This is a genomic window from Telluria sp. ZT3P25, assembly GCF_059685895.1.
Genome location: NZ_JCASIJ010000001.1, coordinates 3504598 through 3522275 on the forward strand (window position 1 = coordinate 3504598; position 17678 = coordinate 3522275).

The following is a 17678-nucleotide window of genomic DNA, read 5'->3' on the forward strand; positions in this document are numbered from 1 at the left end:
AGTATGGCCGTCTCGTCTCCCGGAACCTGCCATGTCCAATCGCGCCGCTGCCTTCCCTACCCTGCGCATGACCCTTGCCGCGCTCGCCCTGTGCTGCGCGTTCGCCGGCTGCAAGCGCGCCGAGCGGCCCGTGACACCACCCGCAGCAGCGCCAGCTGCGCCTGTCGCCCAGGCGCCCGCGTACAGCAAGGAACAGGCGATGGCAACGCTGCTGGCATTGCCGGAACTGGCTGCCTGGTCGGCGCAGATCGAGCGGCGCACGGGCGGCAAGGCGCACGGCGCCGTGGTCGAAGACAACCCGGCCCCGCGCGAGGTGAATGGCAAGACCTACTACCAGCTGAGTTTTGTCGAAAACCGCGCGCAGGACGCGCGGCGCCACGAGAGCTTCCTGGTCGCGCAGGACGGCAGCGAGATCCTGGTCGAGGACACCGAATCGGACACTCTCCTGAGCCTGCAGGAATGGCGCCGCACGATCGAGCGCGTCAACCTGAAAAGCGCGGATTAACTATCCAGGTGCGAGATCAGCAGCCGGCGCGGGTCCTGCCCCGGGGCCGGTCCATGCTGGCCATCGACCGAAATCCCGACTGCCATGATGTCGATCAGCAGCAACTGCAGGATGCGCGAAATCATCGACAGAAAACTCGTGCTGTCCTCGGCATGGTCGACCGCCAGGCACACGCTGGCCTTGCGCGCCAGCGGCGACTGGCTGTTGCTGATCGCGATGACGTCGGCGCCGGCCGCGCGCGCAATGTCCACCGCCTCCAGCAGTTCGGGCAGACCGCCTGAATTCGACACCGCAATCACCACGTCGCCCGGCCCGAGCAATTCGGCGGCCAGCGTGAACAGGTGTGCGTCGCCATACAGCGCGGTAGGAATGCGAAAGCGGAAGAACTTGTGCTGGCCATCGAGCGCCACCGCGCGCGAATTGCCCATCGCGTAGAACTCGACCCGCTTGGCGCGGCTGACCATCTCGATCGCGCGGTCGAGCGAGCGCACGTCGAGCTGGTCGCGAAAACGCAGGATCGCCGACACCGTGTTGTCGATCACCTTGGCCGACAGATCGTGCGTGCTGTCGCTCAGGCGCACCTGGCTGTGGCGCACGGGGATCGAGCCGGTCAGGCTGCTGGCGAACTTGAGCTTGAAGTCGGCCAGGCCCTGGAAGCCCAGCGAGCGGCAAAAACGGATCACGGTCGGCTGGCTCACGTCGGCCAGGCGCGCGATCTCGGCGATCGGTTCATTGAGCACCATGCGCGGCTGGTCGATCACGAGGCTGGCCACGCGCCCTTCGGCCGGCGAGAGTTCGTGGCGCAGCTGCGTGATGCGCTCCATCAGCGTGTTAGCGCCGCTGCGCCCGCGCAGGTGTTCGGCCAGGATGGTGGCCACGCCGTGGAAGGCGGGGTTCGGCGTCGTGATCACCCAGGTCGGAATGTCGGCCAGGTAGTCCGAGAAACGGCCCTTGGCTTCGAAGCGCGCGCGAAACGGCGAGCTGGCGAACCACTCGCCCAGGCGCGGCACGATGCCCCCGCCGATGTACACGCCGCCAAACGCGCCGAGCGTGACGGCCAGATTGGCCGCTGCGCCGCCCAGCATGCCGCAGAAGCATTCGAGCGTTTCCAGGCACAGTGCATCGTTCTGTTCGAGTGCACCGGCCACGATCGTCGCGGCCGTGCGCGGCGCGGCGTCGACGCCATTGCGGTCGGCCAGCGCCCGGTAGATCACTTCCATCCCCGGCCCGGAAATCAGGCGTTCGTTCGACACGTGCGGCCACTCGCGCCACGCGTATTGCAGGATCGCGAATTCGCGCTCGTCGAACGGCGCGAAGTTCACGTGCCCACCTTCGCTGCCCAGCGTGACGAAACCGTCGGCAGTCGGAATGCCGCCCGAGACGCCCAGGCCCGTGCCCGGACCCAGCACGCCGATGACGGCGCCCGGCACCGCCTTGCCCGGGCCGACCTGCATCAGGTCGTCGCGCGCAAAATTCGGCAAGGCCGTGGCCAGCGCCGTGAAGTCATTCACGATCAACAGCGTGGCCAGGCCCAGCTCGCGCCGCACCGCATCGGTGGAAAACTCCCACGCGCGGTTGGTCATGCGCACATAGTCGCCGCTGATCGGATTGGCCACCGCAAACGCGCCGTGGTGCAGCGTGACATCCTGGTGGTCGAGCAGGTAATGGCGCAACAGCGGCACGATACCGGCGAAGTCGTCGCAGCGTAGCACCGCCACGTCGCGAAACACGCCAGGCGCGTATTGCAGCGCGAAGCGCGCATGCGTTGCGCCGATGTCCGCCAGCAGGCGCGGGCCATCGGCAAACGCCGTGCGCGCGAATTTTTCGGGCTGCGCGCCGGCCATCAGCGGTTCGCCGCCACGGTGCCGAACCAGGCGCCGTAGGGCGCCAGCGTGACGCGGCCCTGCTGCGCGCTACCCTGCAGGCCATCGACCGGCATCTGCGCCACTCCATCGGTTGCCGGCCAGTGGAAGCTGACCTCCTCGCCCGACAGATTGAACGCGGCCAGCACGCTGTCATGCCCGGCCAGGTCGCGGCGCAGGGCCAGGACCGGCTCGGGTGCATCGAAGAACGCGATCTCGCCGCGCGTGAGTTGCGGCAGGCTGCGGCGCAGGGCAATGAAGCGGCGCTGGAAGTTCAGCATCGAGTCATGGTCGCTGTCCTGCACGTCGACGGCAGCCTTGACGTGCGCGGCGTCCACCGGCAGCCATGGCTGGCCGTCGGTAAAGCCCGCGTGTGGCGCAGCGGCGACCCACGGCATCGGCGTGCGGCAGCCGTCGCGGCCCTTGAACTCGGGCCAGAAGGTCTTGCCGTACGGGTCCTGCAGCAGTTCGTAGGGCACGTCAGCCTCGGTCAGGCCGAGTTCATCGCCCTGGTACAGGCATGGCGTGCCCTTGAGCGAGAGCTGCATCGCCAGTACCAGCTTGGTGAAATCCGGGGCCGGGTTGACGCCGCCCCAGCGCGTGGCCACGCGGATCGCATCGTGGTTACCGACCGACCAGGACGCCCAGCCATCCTTGACGCGCTCGTTGAATTCCTCGACCTGGCGACGCACGTGTGCGGCGTTGAAGACCGGCGTAAGCAGGTTGAAGCTGTAGGCCATGTGCAGCTTGTTGCCGCCTTCGGTGTACTCGCTCATCTGGGCCAGCGCATCGTCCGAGCTGATCTCGCCGATCGACACGGCGCCAAATTCATTCAGTTGTGTGCGCACGCGCTCGAGGAACGCGATGTTCTCGGGCTGCGTCTTGTCGTACAGGTGCGCCTGCATGCCGTACGGGTTCACGTCCGTCACGGTCGACGTGTCGCGCACCAGCGCCGGCGGATTGCTGCGCAACTGACGGTCGTGGAAGTGGAACACGCATGCATCCATGCGCACGCCGTCCACGCCGCGCTCGAGCCAGAAACGCTGCGCGTCCAGGTGCGCCTGCTGCACCAGCGGATTGTGGAAGTTCAGCTGCGGCTGGCTTACCAGGAAGTTGTGCAGGTAGTACTGCTTGCGGCGGGTATCCCACTGCCACGACGAGCCGCCGAACACCGACAGCCAGTTGTTGGGCGGATTGCCGTCCGGGAGCGGGTCGGCCCACACATACCAGTCCGACTTCGGATTGTCGCGGCTGGCTCGGCTTTCGACGAACCATTTGTGGGTATCGGCCGTGTGCGACATGACCTGGTCGATCATGATCTTCAGGCCCAGGCTGTGCGCCTTGGCGACCATGCGGTCAAAGTCGGCCAGGTCGCCGAACAGCGGATCGACGTCGCAATAGTCTTCGATGTCGTAACCGAAATCGGCCATCGGCGACTTGAAGAACGGCGAGAGCCAGACGATGTCCACGCCCAGGCTCGCGATGTAGTCGAGCTTTTCGGTCACGCCGTTCAGGTCGCCGACGCCATCGCCGTCCGTGTCGAGGAAGCTGCGCGGGTACACCTGATAGATGATGGCTTCGCGCCACCAGTTCGGGTTGTCGGTCGTCGAGATCTGGGTCATTGGCAAGTCCGGGCAGGTGCGTGATGTGTAATTCTAGGCAATATACATCAGGCGAACCTTCTTGACAATTCCAGCCAGACAGCGATAAATCCCATTTAATCATTTGATTTCAATGACTTGAAACGTTATATTGGATTGTGCCGAATCTTCATCCGTACCTAAACTACGTATGCATGTTGCCACTTTGTTTCTAGTTTGTTTCACGACAATTTTTATGTTGCAAAGAGAGGCTTCCCCGTCATAGCATCGCGTCTGTTTGCCAATTCAAGGAAGCGGTTCGATGACAACTCTCGCAAAACCAGGCACCGGGCGCATGCCCCGGCAAATCCCCTACATCATTGCCAATGAGGGGTGCGAACGCTTCAGTTTCTACGGGATGCGCAACATCCTGACGCCCTTCCTGATTACGACCCTGTTGATGTTTTTGCCGGAAGACATGCGCACCGGCGAAGCCAAGCACGTGTTCCACACCTTCGTCATCGGCGTCTATTTCTTCCCGCTGCTGGGCGGCTGGCTGGCCGACCGCTACTTCGGCAAGTACAACACGGTGTTCTGGCTCAGTCTCGTGTACTGCCTCGGTCACGCCTGCCTGGCCATTTTTGAGGACAACGTCAACGGCTTCTACTTCGGCCTGTTCCTGATCGCGCTGGGCTCGGGCGGCATCAAGCCGCTGGTGGCCAGCTTCGTCGGTGACCAGTTCGACCACACCAACAAGGACAAGGCAAAAGTCGTCTTCGACGCCTTCTACTGGATCATCAATTTCGGCTCGTTCTTCGCGTCGCTCTCGATGCCACTGTTGCTGCGCAATTACGGTCCGGCCTGGGCCTTCGGCGTGCCCGGCATCCTGATGTTCATCGCGACCATGGTGTTCTGGAGCGGCAAAAAGAAGTACGTCCACGTGCCGCCGGCGCCCGCCAATCCGCACTCGTTCATGCGCGTCGCCAAAAGCGCGCTGCTGGCCAGGCAGCCCGGCCAGGGCCGTCCGGGCCTGAACCTCGCCTTGCTGGGCGCGGCCGGCGCATTGGCGTCGCTGGTCATGGCCGCGCAATGGGGCTTCGTGATCGCGGCGTGTACCGCCCTGGTGCTGTTGATGGCCTTTGGCGGCATGGGCACCTCGATGCAGCTGGACCGCGCGCGCGGCCTGCATCCGGACGACGCCGTCGATGGCGTACGCGCCGTGCTGCGCATCCTGATCGTGTTCGCGCTCGTCACGCCGTTCTGGTCGCTGTTCGACCAGAAGGCGTCGACCTGGATCGTGCAGGCCAACACGATGACCACGCAGGTGAACCTCCTGGGCTGGACCATCGACGTGATCCCGGCCCAGATGCAGGCCTTGAATCCCCTGCTCGTGATGCTGCTCATCCCGATCAACAACATCGCGCTGTTCCCGTTGATGCGCAAGATGGGCGTCGAGCCAACGCCACTGCGCCGCATGACGGCCGGTATCGCACTGTCGGCCGCGGCCTGGATCGTCGTGGGCAATCTGCAGGTGGCGCTCGACGCCGGCGACGCCGTCTCGATCGCGTGGCAGATCGCGCCGTATGCGCTGCTCACGCTCGGTGAAGTGCTGGTCTCGGCCACGGGCCTGGAATTCGCCTACAGCCAGGCGCCAGCCTCGATGAAGGGCGTGATCATGGCGCTGTGGTACCTGGCCGTCACGGTCGGCAACCTGTGGGTGCTGATCGTCAATGCCAGCGTGAAGAACGAATCGGTGATCGCCTATATCGAAGGCTCGGGCGTCGGCGTGATGGCGTTCCAGATGTACTTCTTTGCCGCGTTTGCGCTGCTGTCGGCGGCGGCGTTCGGCTGGTATGCAACGCGCTACCGCATGGTCGACCACTATCGCAGCAGCGTCGCGGGGTAAGCGGTCCATGAAACGTCACCTTGTCCTGCTTGCAGCATCGCTGTCCTCCAGCGCGTATGCTGCTGTTCCTCTCGCCACCTGCGACAGCCCGGCCTTCCAGGAGGTGCTCAGCGCCTCCGCCACCAAGCTCGACGCGCGCGCCGTCTGGCTTGACCGCCGCCTCGTGCGCTGGCCCGGCGTGGCTGCCGATGGCGTGTATCGCCTGTACCACTCCCCTGCCGGCAGCATCCAGGCCACGGCCGGCAGCAAGGTCACCGGCAGCGCCGGTTCGATCGCGCTGGCCGTCTCGCGCGTCGCGGTGCCGCAAGCCGTCGCCACCCGCTTCAAATGGGTCGCCAGCGGCCCGACCCTGAGCGTGCAGGAAGCCGACCTGGCGCGCCTGCCTGCCCTGCACCGCGAACAGCTGGTGCTGGTCCACGAAAACCCCGACGGCACCGTGCGCGACGCAACCCGCGTGCAAGCGGCCGGCGCACTCGACGACCTGTATGCGGCGGCTGAACGCATCCCGGATCTGGGCGCGACGCCCACCTCCAATAAAACCGACTTCAAGCTGTGGGCGCCGACCGCGCGCGATGTGGCAGTGTGCACCTATGACAGCGCAACGGGGCGCGCGAACGCCGTGCTGCCAATGGCACTGGATGCCCGCACCGGCGCCTGGGCCGCCAGCGTCCCGCGCGATTTGTCCGGCACCTATTACAAGTACGCGGTCGACGTCGTCGCCGAGGGCGCCGGGCTGGTACGCAACCTCGTGACCGACCCATATTCGGTCAGCCTGAACGCCGACTCCCAACGCAGCTACATCGCCGACCTGGATGCGCCGAACCTGAAGCCCGCCGGCTGGGACACCACGCAGCCACCGGCCACGGTCAAGGCGCAGACCGACATGGTCATCTACGAGCTGCACGTGCGCGACTTTTCGCTGATCGACCAGACCGTGCCGCCGGCCAAACGCGGCAAGTACGGCGCGTTTGGCGAAGCCAATTCCAACGGCATGCGGCACCTGCGCGCGCTGGCACAGGCCGGCCTGACCGACATCCACCTGCTGCCCGTGTACGACATCGGCAGCATCCCCGAAGTGGCGTGCGCGCAGCCCGCCCCTGCCGGCGCGCCGGATGGCGAGAGCCAGCAGGCGCTGGTCGTCAAGACCGCCCACACCGACTGCTTCAACTGGGGCTACGACCCGCAGCACTTCAACGCCGTCGAAGGCAGTTACGCGAGCGACCCGCAGGACGGCGCGCGCCGCATCATCGAGTTCCGCCAGATGGTGATGGACCTGCACAAGGCCGGCCTGCGCGTGGGCACCGACGTCGTCTACAACCACACCTTCATCGCCGGCCAGGAAGAAAAATCGATCCTCGACCGCGTGGTGCCGGGCTACTACCATCGCCTGAACGCCGTGGGCGGCATCGAAGCGTCGACCTGCTGCTTCAACACGGCGACCGAAAACACGATGATGGCCAAGCTGATGATCGATTCGTCGGTGCTGTGGACGCGCCAGTACAAGATCGATTCGTTCCGCTTCGACCTGATGGGCCACCAGCCGCGCGAGGCGATGGTGCGCCTGCAGCAGGCCGTCGACGCGGCGGCAGGCCGCCACGTGCAGCTGATCGGCGAAGGCTGGAACTTCGGTGAAGTGGCCGACGGCGCGCGCTTCGTGCAGGCCTCGCAGCTGTCACTGAACGGCACCGGCATCGGCACCTTCAGCGACCGCGCGCGTGACGCCGTGCGTGGTGGCTCGCCCGGCGACTCGGGCCTGCCTGTGATCAAGCAGCAAGGCTATATCAATGGCCTGGTGTATGACGCCAACGCCCTTGGCGGCGATGCACAGAAGGCCGACCTGCTGCGCGCGGCGGACCTGATCCGCGTCGGCCTGGCCGGCTCGGTGCGCACGTATCCGATGCAAGGGTTCGATGGCCAGGTGCGCCAGTTGCAGGCGATGGTCTACGGCGGCAATCAGCCGGCCGGCTACGCCAGCGAACCGGGTGAGGCGGTCAACTACGTCGAGAACCACGACAACCAGACGCTGTACGACATCAACGTGCTCAAGCTGCCCGTGGCAACGAGCAGCCTCGATCGCGCGCGGGTCCAGGTGCTGGGGATGGCGATCAATGCATTCAGCCAGGGCGTGGCGTATTACCATGCCGGCATCGACACGCTGCGCTCGAAATCGCTGGACCGCAACAGCTTCAATTCGGGCGACTGGTTCAACCGCATCGACTGGACGTATCAGGACAACTTCTTCGGCACCGGTCTGCCGCCGGCGCCGGACAACGCGAAGGACTGGCCGCTGTTCAAGCCGTTGCTGGCCAATGCCGCGATGAAGCCGGCGCCCGCCGACATCGCGTTCGCGCGTGATGCGTTCCGCGACCTGCTGCGCATCCGCGCCAGCAGCACGCTGCTGCGCCTGCGCACGGCCGACGACATCAACACGCGCCTGCGCTTCTTCAATACGGGGCCGCAGCAGGAACCGACCGTGCTGGCCGCCTGGCTCGATGGCAAAGGTTATCCGGGTGCGGGCTTTGCCGGGATGGGTTACCTGGTGAACGTCGACAAGCGGGCGCACACGATCAAGGACGCCACGCTGCGCGGCAAGCGCATGAAGCTGCATCCGGTGCACAGCGCACCTGGCGCAGCCGACAAGCGCGCGCTCAAAGCGCGCTTCGACAGCGCCAGCGGCACCTTCACGATACCGGCGCGCACGGCCGTCGTGTTCGTCGAGTAGGGTGGACGGCTACGCCGTCCACGCGGGGATAGTCTGCAGCGAGATCAGCCGGCATGCTCCAGCACGGGCACCGGCGCCGCCACCATCGCCAGCCGCGCAATCGCAAACGTGTTGCGCCCCTTGTCCTTGGCCTCATACAAGGCGCTGTCGGCCAGCTCGCTGATCCTCAGCGCCGTCACGCCCGGTGCGTCGGCCAGTGCAATGCCGATGGTCGCGCTGATGGAAATCGGCTGGGAGCCGACCATGAACGGTGCTTCCATGACCTGCATGATTTTCTTGGCCACCAGCTCCACGTCGCGCGGCGAATTGACTTCGTCGAGCAGCACCGTGAATTCGTCGCCGGCCAGACGCGCCACCATATCGGAGCTGCGCACCACCTTGCGCACGCGCCGCGCAAATTCGACCAGCACCATGTCGCCCACTGCGTGGCCGTAGGTATCGTTGATCCGCTTGAAGAAATCGATGTCGAGATAGAACAGCGCAAAGGCGCGCTCGCGCTGCGGCGCGCGCTCCACGGCCGCCTGCAGCGCCAGCTCGAACTGGCGCCGGTTCGGGATGCCGGTCAGCGCGTCGGTGTGGGCCAGTGCGTGCAGGTTGCGTTCGTGCATGCGCGCAGCGGTGGCATCGGTGGTCAGGATATACACGCCCACTACTTCGCCATCGCGCAGATGCGGCAGGAAGGTGGAGTGGACGATGCGGATGTGCTTCTTGCGCACGATGTCATGCTCGCACTGCGACGCCTTGCCCAGCCAGGCGTCGTCCAGCGCTTCCTTCTGCTGCAGGTAAAAATCTTCGCCGAAGGCCTCCACCATGGTCTGGCCGACGACCTGCTCGGACGCTTTGCCAAGCCACGACTGGTGCACCGCATTGGCAAACATGTAGCGGTGATCCTGGTCGAGGTGCGCGATCAGGACCGGCAGGTTGTCGGTAATCGTGCGCAGGCGCTCTTCGCTGTCGGCCAGGCGGTCGCGCGATGCCTTCAGTTCGGTGATGTCCTTCATCGCCACCACGGCGCCGAGGGTCTTGCCCTGGGCGCTGCGCAGCGGGCGGCCGCTGGCCAGCAGCGTGTACGGCGCGCGGCCGGCCGGCGCAATCACCATCGCGCCGTCGCGCACGACTTCGCCCTTGAGCGCGCGCACCAGCGGCACGTCGTCCATCGCCATCGCGGTCTGGCCATCGCCGTGGAACAGCGAGTAGAACTGCGGCCATTCCGATGGCGCGATCGCCTTCAGGTCATGACCATGCAAGGCGCGCGCCGTGCGGTTGAACAGCGTCAGGTTGCCGACGGCGTCGCAGGCAACCACGCCGACGTCGATCGATTCGAGCACTGCGTCGAGCAGTTCCTGTTTTTCTTCCAGCTGCTGCTGCGTGCGGATGCGGTCCGAGATGTCGTTGACGAAGGCGCCGATGTAACGCGCGCCATTCCATTCGTGCGCCGCCACCGTCATCTGGATCGTGATCTGGCGCCCGCTCTGGGTCAGCGCCGGCAGTTCGACGTTCTGGTTCAGGTACGGGCCGGCGCCGGTATCGAGCAGGCGGCGGATGTTCGCGTCATGCGCTTCGCGCTGCTGCGCCGGCATGACCAGGTCGGACAACTGGCGGCCGCGCGCGTACTCGCCCGACCAGCCGAAGATGCGCTCGGCCGACGTGTTCCACGCCACCACCACGCCGTTGCTGTCGGCGCCGATGAAACCACTGAACGACGAGTCGATGATCGTGCGGTTCCACGCTTCGCTCTCGCGCAGCAGCGCTTCGGCCGCTTCGCGCTGCGTCACTTCGTGCGACAGTTGCGCGACCTTGTCTTCCAGTTCGGCGGTGCGGACACCGATGCGCGCTTCCAGGTCGGTATTGAGCGACTTGAGCGCCTGCTCGGCGAGCATGCGCGCCGTCACGGCCTTGAGGTGATTGATTTCGACTTCGACAAGCCCGGCCAGATCGGCCAGCACCTGGCGCTGCTCTTGGTTCAGGCGGCGCGGCGCGCGGTCGATGATGCACAGCGTGCCCACGGCTTCGCCATCGCTGTAGACCGGCTGTCCGGCGTAGAAGCGGATATGCGGCTCGCCGGTGACCAGCGGGTTCTCGGCAAAGCGCGGATCCAGCGCCGCGTCTTCAATCACGAGCAGCGCGCGTGCCTGCACGGCGTGGCTGCAGAACGACAGCGAGCGCGGGGTTTCCGACATGTCCAGGCCATGGTGCGACTTGAACCACTGGCGCTCCGCATCGATCAGCGATACCAGCGCGATCGGCACATCGAACGTCATGGCGGCCAGGCGGGTAAAGCGGTCGAAGCGGGTCTCGGCAGGGGTGTCGAGAATCTGCAGTTCGGCCAGCGCAGCAAGGCGGGCCTGTTCAATTAACATTTGGCTGACGATGATAAAACCTCTTCCATGGTCCGGACGGGGGACGGCAGGGCAGGACGACCCTGTCGACACGGCGCCGGGGATTGGGGGAGCCACATGAAATGGTAGCACGCAGTGCTGTGTGGAAACTACAGGTTCCGTCCCGTGCGTCGCGTGGCGTTGACGTTTTTTTGACAACTTTTAGCGATACATCGGTACAAAAGCGCGTGGACCGGCCATCCATGACCCGCAAAGCAGGCCATGTTGACGCGTGTCCGTGACGCCGCAGTGCCAGGTTTGTCAGATATCCAGGTGCGAAATCAGCAGCCGGCGAGCGTCGATATCGCTCTGCTGATGCCCGCTGCCCTCCCCCTGTGCGCCCAGCGAAATCCCGACCGACATGATGTCGATGAGCAGCAGTTGGAGGATGCGCGAGATCATCGACAGGAAGCTCGTGCTGTCTTCGCTGTGATCCACCGCCAGGCACACGCTGGCCTTTTTCGCCAGCGGCGAGCGGCTGGCCGTAATCGCAATGATGTCGGCGCCGCGCGCGCGCGCCGTGTCGATCGCCTCGAGCAGCTCGGGAAGCTCGCCGCCCGTGGAAATCGCGATCACCACGTCGCCCGGCCCCAGCAGATCGGCAGCGAGGTTCAGCAGGTGCGAGTCGCCGTAGGATGCGGCCGGGATGCGGAAACGAAAGAACTTGTGCTGGCCGTCGAGCGCCACTGCGCGCGCATTGCCCAGTGCGTAAAATTCGACCCGGCGCGCGCGCCGCAGCAGCTCGATGGCGCGGTCGATCGCGTGCACGTCGAGCGCATCGCGAAACTTCAGGATCGCCGAGACCGTGTTGTCGATCACCTTGGCCGACAGGTCATGCGTGCTGTCGGTAACGCGCACCTGGCTGTGGCGCACGGGGATGGTGCCGGTCAGGCTGCCGGCGAACTTGAGCTTGAATTCGGCCAGGCCCTGGAAGCCCAGCGAACGGCAGAACCGGATCACGGTCGGCTGGCTCACATCCGCCAGGCGCGCGATTTCGGCGATCGGTTCGGACAGCACCTTGCGCGGATGCTCGATCACGAGCGCCGCCACGCGCTGCTCGGCCGGCGAGAGCTCGTGCAGCAGTTGCTGCACGCGGTCGGTGAGCGTGTTGGCACCGCTGCGCCCGCGCAGGTGCTCGGACAGGATCGCCGAGACGCCGTACAGCGCCGGGTTAGGCGTCATGATGATGTAGGTCGGAATCTGGGCGATGTAGTCGCGAAAGCGCCCCTTGGCTTCGAAGCGCGCACGGAACGGCGACTGCGCGAACCAGGCGCCCATGCGCGGCACGATGCCGCCGCCGATGAACATGCCGCCAAATGCGCCCAGCGTCACGGCCAGATTCGCGGCTGCGCTACCCAGCATGCCGGCGAAGGTCTCCAGCACTTCGAGGCACAGCGGATCGTGGGCATCGAGCGCCGCGCTGACGATATCGGCGGTGCTGCGCGCTGGCGCATCCACGCCGTTGCGCTCGGCCAGCGCGCGGTAAATCAGTTCGATGCCGGGGCCGGAAATCAGGCGCTCGTTCGATACGTGCTTCCACTCGCGCCACGCATACTGCAGGATCGCGAATTCGCGCTCGTCGCTCGGTGCGAAGTTGACGTGGCCGCCCTCGCTGCCGAGCGTGACGAAACCGTCGATGGTCGGAATCACACCCGAGACACCAAGCCCCGTGCCCGGCCCCAGCACGCCCGACACGGCATGCGTCTGCGGCGCGCCGCCGCCGATCTGCAACAGGTCCTTCGGCTGAAAGCCCGGCAGCGCCATCGCCAGCGCGGTGAAGTCGTTGACGATCAGCAGCGTCGACAGGCCCAGCGCGCGGCGCACGGCATCCGTCGAAAACTGCCAGTCGCGGTTGGTCATGCGGATGAAATCGCCGCTGATCGGATTGGCCAGCGCAAAGGCCGCGTGGTGAATGCGCCCGCCCGGATGCTGTTCGAGATAGGCGTGCAGCAGCGGGATGATGCCGTCGAAATCGTCGCAACGCAGCACGGCGACCTGCCCCAGCACGCCGGGCGCGGTCTCCAGGCCCAGGCGCGCATGGGTGGCGCCGATGTCGGCCAGCAGACGCGGGCCGTCGGCGAAGGCGGCGCGCGGTGGTTTGCTTTTTGGATCAGGGTCTTCCGTCATCGCGCAAGGATAGCATTAACCGAATGACAAAAGAATGGCCTCTGGTCAGCGCACGAGTCCCTTGAGAAGCGCCTTGTGGAACTGCACCGGGTCCTGCATCTGCGGCGCGTGCCCCATCTCGGGGAATGTCACCAGCACCGACCCCGGGATTGCTTTGCGCGTGGTCTCGGCCAGCACCTTGTAGTTGCCCAGTGTCGGGCGCAGGTCAGCGGGCGCGGCGTCCTTGCCGATCGCGGTCGTGTCCTTCAAGCCCATCAGCAGGAAGGTCGGCGTTTTAATTAGCGGGAATTCATGCACCACCGGCTGCGTGTAGATCATGTCGTAGATGAGCGCCGAATTCCAGGCCACGAGCTCCTTGCCCTTGCCACGGTACATCCCGGCCAGCATCTCCACCCACACTTCGTACTCCGGCTTCCACTGGCCGTTGTAATAGGTCGTGCGCTCGTACTCGCGCACGCGCTCGGCCGACAATTTCAGCTCGCGCTCGTACCATTGATCGACACCCAGCGACGGCACGCCCAGGTTCTTCCAGTCTTCCAGGCCGATCGGGTTGATCATCACCAGCTGGTCCGTCAGTTCGGGATACATCAGCGCGTAGCGCGTGGCCAGCATGCCGCCGGTCGAATGGCCGATGATGATCGCCTTCTTCACGCCGATCGAGGCCAGGAGCTTGCGCGTGTTGTCGGCCAGTTGCTGGAACGTGTACTGGTAATGCTGCGGCTTGGTGGATTTGCAAAAGCCGATCTGGTCGGGCACCACGACGCGGTAGCCCGCGTCGCTCAGTGCTTTCGTGGTGCCGGCCCAGGTCGCGCCGCAGAAGTTCTTGCCGTGCATGAGCACGACGGTGCGGCCGTTCGGGCTGGCCGGCTTGACGTCCATATAGGTCATCTGCAGGTCGACGCGCTGCGACGTGAAGCGGTATTGCTGCGTCGGCGCGGGGTAGGCGAATTCTTCGAGTTCGGCGCCGTAGACTGGCGCGGCGGCCGGTTGCGCCTGCGCCGGGGCCAGCGCGAGGGCGAAACCGAGGCCCGCGATGGCGCGGGCGATGTGCGTAAAGACGGGCATGGAGGTGGGCAGACTGGCAGCCGGAGAGTTAACGGAACGGCCAGTCTACCCCGGAACCCGGTCAGTCCTGCGCGATCAGCGCCACCTGTGCGGCCGTTGCGAACCGCACCTTGCCGTCCTTGACCACGGCGGTATTCCCCGTGTACCAGTCCCGCACCGTGGCGCCGTCATTGAAGACGCCGCCCACCGAAATCGCCACCGGCTGCTGTGTCGACAGGCCCAGCGCGACGACCACGCGGTCGCTCACGCCATTCTGTTCCCACGTGCGCTTGAACGTGTACGGGCTCGAGCCGATCATCTGGTGCTTGCCGGCGCCGACGGCCGGATGCGCAGCGCGGAAGCGTCCCAGGCGCGCCCAGTGCGCGCGGATATCGGCCACACGGTGCAGGCCACGCTCGGCGTTCGACGCCAGCTCGTCCCAGTTCATGAAGGTGCGCAGGTTGGCGTCGCCCTCGGCGCCGTCGAACTTCAGGATGCGCGCCGTTTCGTCGCCGTAGTAGATCTGCGCCGCGCCAGGTGCCAGCAGCAGCTTGTTGGCCGACTCGAACGGCTGCTGGCGCAGCGGATCGAACGGGCTGCTGTCATCGTGCGAGCTGATGTAGTTCAGCACCGAGAAGCCTTTCATGTCGCCGTGCAGGATGTTCGAGTATTCCGAGAACACCTGTTCATACGGGCGCTTGGCATCGCTGCGCAGACTGAAGCTGATCATGCTGTCGAAGCCCTGGTCCAGGTAGTCGACGAATTCGCCGCCGCCCAGGTCGAACTTGCGCGCATGCTTGATCTCGTAGTTGTAGACCTCGGACACCATCCAGAACGGCTTCTGGTCGATGCTCTTGGCCGGGTTGGCGCGCTTCCAGTCAGCCAGCGCCAGACTCGCTTCTTGTTTCAGTTCCTTCCACAGGCCAGGCTCGGTGTGCTTGACGGTGTCGGCGCGGAAGCCATCGATACCGAACTTGCGCACCCAGTCGGCGTGCCATTTCATCAGGTAGTAGCGCGGTGCGCGCGGGTAGCCGGTGCGCTTGAAGAACGCGTCGAGCTCCTTCACCTCACGTTCGTAGTGCCCTTCCTTCTTCCACTTGGCCACCAGGTGCGGCGGCAGGTCGACCGGCTTGTCGCTGCCGGTCAAAAAGTCTGGCAGGTTCGCCACCAGCGTACAGTCGACCGTCGTGCGCGCATCCTTGTAGGTGCAGGTCGGGCCGGTGCGCACCCACGACGCTGGCCACACCTTGTCCTGCGGCGTCACGGGACCGGTGTGGTTCATCACCACGTCGAACACGATGCGGATGCCATTCGCGTGCGCCGTGTCCACCAGCGTGCGCAGTTCGTCCTCGGTGCCAAACGCAGCGTCGAGCGCCGTGAAGTCCTTCGCCCAGTAGCCGTGGAAGGCGTAGCTCTTGCCGGTGCCTTCATCGGTCGCGCCGTGGATCTGTTCGATCACGGGCGTCAGCCAGATCGCGTTCACGCCCAGGTCGGTGAAATACCCTTCCTTGATCTTGGCCGTGATGCCGGCGATGTCACCACCCATGAAACCGCGCAGCGGCGCTGCGTCGTCCTTGCGGCCATAGGCCTTGTCGTTGGCCGGGTTGCCGTTGTTGAAGCGGTCCGTCAGCAAAAAGTAGACGGTCGCGTTCTCCCAGACGAACGGCTTGGCGGCGGGCGCCGGGCCGGGCAACTGGGCGCTGGCAGAGGCCATCGCACCAAAGGCGAGCAGCATGGCGGAAGCAAGGACGGGTAGTTTCATGCGGGGTTCCTGTGTGGTGAAGGGGTCAGGTGACGACCGTGGGTTCGCTGCGGCCGGTACGCTGGCGCAGATCGGACAGGCTCTCGGCCAGGTCGATCAGGCCTTGCAGCGCGGCCTGCGTGTCGAGGTTGTGGTGCGCCGGATCGGCTTCGTAGCGTTCGAGGTAGACCCGCACGGTGGCGCCTTCGGTGCCGGTGCCGGACAGGCGGAAAACGATGCGCGAGCCGTCCGCCATGATGATGCGGATGCCCTGCTTGGTGGAGACCGAGCCGTCGACCGGGTCGGTATAGGCAAAGTCGTCGGCCAGCGCAATCTGGTGGCCGGCCAGCGTCTGCCCTGCCATCTCGGGCAGGCGCGCACGCAGCGCGTCCATCATGGCGCCGGCGGCGCCGGCATCCACGGCCTCGTAGTCGTGGCGCGAATAGTAATTGCGGCCGAAGCGCGCCCAGTGCGCCGCCAGCAGCTGTTCGACCGTCTGGCCGCGCACGGCCAGCAGATTGAGCCAGAACAGCACGGCCCACACGCCGTCTTTTTCGCGGATGTGGAACGAGCCGGTGCCGTAGCTCTCTTCGCCGCACAGCGTGACGAGACCGGCGTCCATCAGGTTGCCGAAGTACTTCCAGCCGGTAGGCGTCTCGAAGCACGCGATACCCAGCGCTTCGGCCACGCGGTCGGCCGCCATCGACGTGGGCATCGAACGGGCGATGCCCTTGATGCCGCCTGCGTAACCCGGCGCCACGGTGGCGTTGGCGGCGATGATGGCCAGGCTGTCCGATGGCGTGACGGCGATGCCGCGCCCGACGATCATGTTGCGGTCACCATCGCCGTCCGAAGCGGCGCCGAAGTCCGGCGCATCGGGTGCGGCCATGGCCGCAATCAGCTCGGCAGCATTGACAGGATTCGGATCCGGATGCCCGCCGCCGAAGTCTTCGCTCGGCACGCCATTGACGACCGTGCCGGCGGGTGCGCCGAGGATGCCTTCGAGGATCGTGCTGGCATACGGGCCGGCCACTGCGTGCATCGCGTCAAAGCGCATCCGGAAGCCGCTCGCGAACAGGCCGCGGATCGCATCGAAATCGAACAGGCCGCCCATCAACTCGGCGTAGTCGGCCACTGGGTCGATCACCTCGATCACCATGTTTTCGAGATGCGTGGTGCCCAGCACGTCGAGGTCGACGGCCGCTGCATCGCTGATCCGGTACTGCGTGACCGTCTGCGTGTGCGCGAAGATGGCGTCGGTGATTTTCTCAGGCGCCGGGCCGCCATTGTCGATGTTGTACTTGATGCCGAAGTCGCCGTCCGGGCCGCCCGGATTGTGACTCGCCGACAGCACGATGCCGCCCTGGGCGCCGTGCTTGCGGATCACGCAGCTGACGGCCGGCGTGGACAGGATGCCGCCCTGCCCGACCAGCACGCGCTCGACACCGTGCGCGGCTGCCATGCGCAGGATGGTCTGGATCGCCTCGCGGTTGAAGTAGCGGCCATCGCCGCCGACGACCAGGTGACGGCAGGCGCCTTCGCCCAGCGTCAGGAAGATCGACTCGACAAAGTTTTCAAGGTAGCCGGGTTGCTGGAACTCGGTCACTTTCTTGCGCAGGCCCGAGGTGCCGGGCCGCTGGCCGGCGAACGGGGTGGTCGCGACGGTCTGGATGGTCATGCTTTACTCCTGTCAATGTAAGCGTTCGCAACACCGCCGGACGGGGCCGGACAATGTTGATAAAACGTTACGATACGACAGACGCCGGATTCACGGCGCGCACACGCGTACCGTGCGCGCCTGGCGCCCCAGCAG

General features: G+C 65.6%; 10 protein-coding genes. 3 read left to right on the forward strand and 7 right to left on the reverse strand.

Going from position 1 to position 17678, the window contains the following annotated elements:
- Nucleotides 1–31 precede the first annotated feature (31 nt).
- Nucleotides 32–505 (forward strand): hypothetical protein, encoded by a 474-nt coding sequence (locus tag AC56LY_RS15600; RefSeq protein WP_499580949.1) that lies wholly within the window; start codon nucleotides 32–34, stop codon nucleotides 503–505.
- Here AC56LY_RS15600 and AC56LY_RS15605 read toward each other — a convergent pair.
- Both AC56LY_RS15605 and AC56LY_RS15610 read right to left on the reverse strand, forming a co-directional pair.
- Complete coding sequence (locus AC56LY_RS15605) at nucleotides 502–2349, reverse strand: glucokinase (protein ID WP_499580951.1); 1848 nt, start codon at nucleotides 2347–2349, stop codon at nucleotides 502–504. The two genes, AC56LY_RS15600 and AC56LY_RS15605, sit on opposite strands and share 4 nt — an antisense overlap.
- The gene (locus AC56LY_RS15610; protein ID WP_499580953.1) at nucleotides 2349–3989 is read right to left on the reverse strand and encodes an alpha-glucosidase; all 1641 of its coding nucleotides are present in this window, start codon (nucleotides 3987–3989) and stop codon (nucleotides 2349–2351) included. The genes AC56LY_RS15605 and AC56LY_RS15610 overlap by 1 nt, the downstream gene beginning before the upstream one ends.
- A gap of 280 nt (nucleotides 3990–4269) precedes the next feature.
- Here AC56LY_RS15610 and AC56LY_RS15615 point away from each other — a divergent pair, with 280 nt between their 5' ends.
- Together AC56LY_RS15615 and AC56LY_RS15620 are read left to right on the forward strand one after the other, a co-directional pair.
- Nucleotides 4270–5853, forward strand: a complete 1584-nt coding sequence (locus AC56LY_RS15615) for a POT-type proton-dependent oligopeptide transporter (protein ID WP_499580955.1) — start codon at nucleotides 4270–4272, stop codon at nucleotides 5851–5853.
- Between the two features lie 7 nt (nucleotides 5854–5860).
- A complete protein-coding gene (locus tag AC56LY_RS15620; protein WP_499580957.1) occupies nucleotides 5861–8575 on the forward strand; it encodes an alpha-1,6-glucosidase domain-containing protein in 2715 nt (904 codons plus the stop codon).
- Between the two features lie 44 nt (nucleotides 8576–8619).
- Here AC56LY_RS15620 and AC56LY_RS15625 read toward each other — a convergent pair whose 3' ends face one another.
- The 5 genes from AC56LY_RS15625 to AC56LY_RS15645 all read right to left on the reverse strand — a co-directional run bounded on the left by AC56LY_RS15625 (nucleotide 8620) and on the right by AC56LY_RS15645 (nucleotide 17543).
- Complete coding sequence (locus AC56LY_RS15625) at nucleotides 8620–10935, reverse strand: sensor domain-containing diguanylate cyclase (RefSeq protein ID WP_499580959.1); 2316 nt, start codon at nucleotides 10933–10935, stop codon at nucleotides 8620–8622.
- Nucleotides 10936–11214: 279 nt separating this feature from the next.
- Entirely contained in the window at nucleotides 11215–13080 is a 1866-nt protein-coding gene (locus AC56LY_RS15630) for a glucokinase (protein ID WP_499580961.1), read from the reverse strand.
- 45 nt (nucleotides 13081–13125) lie between these two features.
- The gene (locus AC56LY_RS15635; protein ID WP_499580963.1) at nucleotides 13126–14145 is read right to left on the reverse strand and encodes an alpha/beta fold hydrolase; all 1020 of its coding nucleotides are present in this window, start codon (nucleotides 14143–14145) and stop codon (nucleotides 13126–13128) included.
- 61 nt (nucleotides 14146–14206) lie between these two features.
- Nucleotides 14207–15886, reverse strand: a complete 1680-nt coding sequence (locus tag AC56LY_RS15640; protein WP_499580965.1) for an alpha-amylase family glycosyl hydrolase — start codon at nucleotides 15884–15886, stop codon at nucleotides 14207–14209.
- Nucleotides 15887–15911: 25 nt separating this feature from the next.
- Nucleotides 15912–17543, reverse strand: a complete 1632-nt coding sequence (locus AC56LY_RS15645; RefSeq protein WP_499580967.1) for an alpha-D-glucose phosphate-specific phosphoglucomutase — start codon at nucleotides 17541–17543, stop codon at nucleotides 15912–15914.
- Nucleotides 17544–17678: the final 135 nt, after the last annotated feature.

What these genes read in the sequence shown, in the direction of transcription:
- AC56LY_RS15600 (WP_499580949.1), top strand. Translation starts at nt 32, where the DNA reads ATGTCCAATCGCGCCGCTGCCTTCCCTACCCTGCGCATGACCCTTGCC.
- AC56LY_RS15610 (WP_499580953.1), bottom strand. Translation starts at nt 3,989, where the DNA reads ATGACCCAGATCTCGACGACCGACAACCCGAACTGGTGGCGCGAAGCC.
- AC56LY_RS15615 (WP_499580955.1), top strand. Translation starts at nt 4,270, where the DNA reads ATGACAACTCTCGCAAAACCAGGCACCGGGCGCATGCCCCGGCAAATC.
- AC56LY_RS15620 (WP_499580957.1), top strand. Translation starts at nt 5,861, where the DNA reads ATGAAACGTCACCTTGTCCTGCTTGCAGCATCGCTGTCCTCCAGCGCG.
- AC56LY_RS15645 (WP_499580967.1), bottom strand. Translation starts at nt 17,543, where the DNA reads ATGACCATCCAGACCGTCGCGACCACCCCGTTCGCCGGCCAGCGGCCC.
- AC56LY_RS15625 (WP_499580959.1), bottom strand. Translation starts at nt 10,935, where the DNA reads ATGTTAATTGAACAGGCCCGCCTTGCTGCGCTGGCCGAACTGCAGATT.
- AC56LY_RS15635 (WP_499580963.1), bottom strand. Translation starts at nt 14,145, where the DNA reads ATGCCCGTCTTTACGCACATCGCCCGCGCCATCGCGGGCCTCGGTTTC.
- AC56LY_RS15640 (WP_499580965.1), bottom strand. Translation starts at nt 15,886, where the DNA reads ATGAAACTACCCGTCCTTGCTTCCGCCATGCTGCTCGCCTTTGGTGCG.
- AC56LY_RS15605 (WP_499580951.1), bottom strand. Translation starts at nt 2,349, where the DNA reads ATGGCCGGCGCGCAGCCCGAAAAATTCGCGCGCACGGCGTTTGCCGAT.
- AC56LY_RS15630 (WP_499580961.1), bottom strand. Translation starts at nt 13,080, where the DNA reads ATGACGGAAGACCCTGATCCAAAAAGCAAACCACCGCGCGCCGCCTTC.